General features: G+C 50.2%; 2 tRNA genes and 2 rRNA genes. All 4 read right to left on the bottom strand.

Going from position 1 to position 2,132, the window contains the following annotated elements:
• Positions 1-1,513: ribosomal RNA gene (locus tag ACFWE9_RS26760) — 23S ribosomal RNA — on the bottom strand; the annotation flags it as partial.
• Positions 1,514-1,617: 104 nt separating this feature from the next.
• Positions 1,618-1,693: transfer RNA gene (locus ACFWE9_RS26755), tRNA-Ala, on the bottom strand.
• 17 nt (positions 1,694-1,710) lie between these two features.
• Positions 1,711-1,787: transfer RNA gene (locus ACFWE9_RS26750), tRNA-Ile, on the bottom strand.
• A gap of 116 nt (positions 1,788-1,903) precedes the next feature.
• Positions 1,904-2,132, bottom strand: a 16S ribosomal RNA gene (locus ACFWE9_RS26745); the annotation flags it as partial.

Below are 2,132 nucleotides of genomic sequence, written 5' to 3'. Positions count from 1 at the left end.
GCATATCCAACAGCGCGCTTACCCTATCCTTCTGCGTCCCCCCATCGTTCAAACGATGTATAGGTGGTACAGGAATATCAACCTGTTGTCCATCGCCTACGCCTTTCGGCCTCGGCTTAGGTCCCGACTAACCCTGAGCGGACGAGCCTTCCTCAGGAAACCTTAGGCATTCGGTGGAAGGGATTCTCACCCTTCTTTCGCTACTCATACCGGCATTCTCACTTCTAAGCGCTCCACCAGTCCTTCCGGTCTGACTTCAACGCCCTTAGAACGCTCTCCTACCATCGACACCATACGGTGTCAATCCACAGCTTCGGTGATACGTTTAGCCCCGGTACATTTTCGGCGCGGAGTCACTCGACCAGTGAGCTATTACGCACTCTTTAAATGGTGGCTGCTTCTGAGCCAACATCCTGGTTGTCTAAGCAACTCCACATCCTTTTCCACTTAACGTATACTTTGGGACCTTAGCTGGTGGTCTGGGCTGTTTCCCTTTCGACTACGGATCTTATCACTCGCAGTCTGACTCCCAAGAATAAGTATTTGGCATTCGGAGTTTGACTGAATTCGGTAACCCGTTGGGGGCCCCTAGTCCAATCAGTGCTCTACCTCCAATACTCTCATCTTGAGGCTAGCCCTAAAGCTATTTCGGAGAGAACCAGCTATCTCCAGGTTCGATTGGAATTTCTCCGCTACCCACACCTCATCCCCGCACTTTTCAACGTGCGTGGGTTCGGGCCTCCATTCAGTGTTACCTGAACTTCACCCTGGACATGGGTAGATCACCTGGTTTCGGGTCTACGACCTCATACTCATTCGCCCTATTCAGACTCGCTTTCGCTGCGGCTCCGTCTTATCAACTTAACCTCGCATGAAATCGTAACTCGCCGGTTCATTCTACAAAAGGCACGCCATTACCCATTAACGGGCTTTGACTACTTGTAGGCACACGGTTTCAGGATCTATTTCACTCCCCTTCCGGGGTGCTTTTCACCTTTCCCTCACGGTACTGGTTCACTATCGGTCACTAGGGAGTATTTAGCCTTGGGAGATGGTCCTCCCTGCTTCCGACGGGATTTCTCGTGTCCCGCCGTACTCAGGATCCACTCAGGAGGGAACGAAGTTTCAACTACAGGGTTTTTACCTTCTTTGACGGACCTTTCCAGATCACTTCATTTACCCCGTTCCTTTGTAACTCCATGTTGAGTGTCCTACAACCCCAAGAGGCAAGCCTCTTGGTTTGGGCTAATTCCGTTTCGCTCGCCGCTACTCAGGAAATCGCATTTGCTTTCTCTTCCTCCGGGTACTTAGATGTTTCAGTTCCCCGGGTCTGCCTTCAGTACCCTATGTATTCAGGTAAAGATACTGTTCCATTACGAACAGTGGGTTTCCCCATTCGGAAATCTCCGGATCAAAGCTTACTTACAGCTCCCCGAAGCATATCGGTGTTAGTCCCGTCCTTCATCGGCTCCTAGTGCCAAGGCATCCACCGTGCGCCCTTTCTAACTTAACCGTTAAAAAAGATCTTACTGATGCTTTGAAAAAAATTAATTGCCTTCTATCTATTATCTAGTTTTCAAGGAACAAGTTGTCCCAATCACAACGTGATTGTTTCATTGGTGGAGCCTAGCGGGATCGAACCGCTGACCTCCTGCGTGCAAGGCAGGCGCTCTCCCAGCTGAGCTAAGGCCCCGTTTTGGGAAAATGGAATGGTGGGCCTAAATGGACTCGAACCATCGACCTCACGCTTATCAGGCGTGCGCTCTAACCAGCTGAGCTATAGGCCCATTCACATAAATAATAAGCTTCTGCTTCCCAAGCTTATCGCGGGATTACTATTTAATTGAATGAATTACTCATTCAAAACTGAACAAAACAAAAGCGCTCTCGTAATTATCCTTAGAAAGGAGGTGATCCAGCCGCACCTTCCGATACGGCTACCTTGTTACGACTTCACCCCAATCATCTGTCCCACCTTAGGCGGCTGGCTCCATAAAGGTTACCTCACCGACTTCGGGTGTTACAAACTCTCGTGGTGTGACGGGCGGTGTGTACAAGGCCCGGGAACGTATTCACCGCGGCATGCTGATCCGCGATTACTAGCGATTCCGGCTTCATGTAGGCGAGTTGCA

The organism is Peribacillus sp. NPDC060253, assembly GCF_042727425.1.
In the GTDB taxonomy this organism is placed as follows: domain Bacteria; phylum Bacillota; class Bacilli; order Bacillales; family DSM-1321; genus Peribacillus.
Note: the sequence above shows the minus strand (reverse complement) of the source record. Positions and strands in the feature narration are given on the sequence as shown.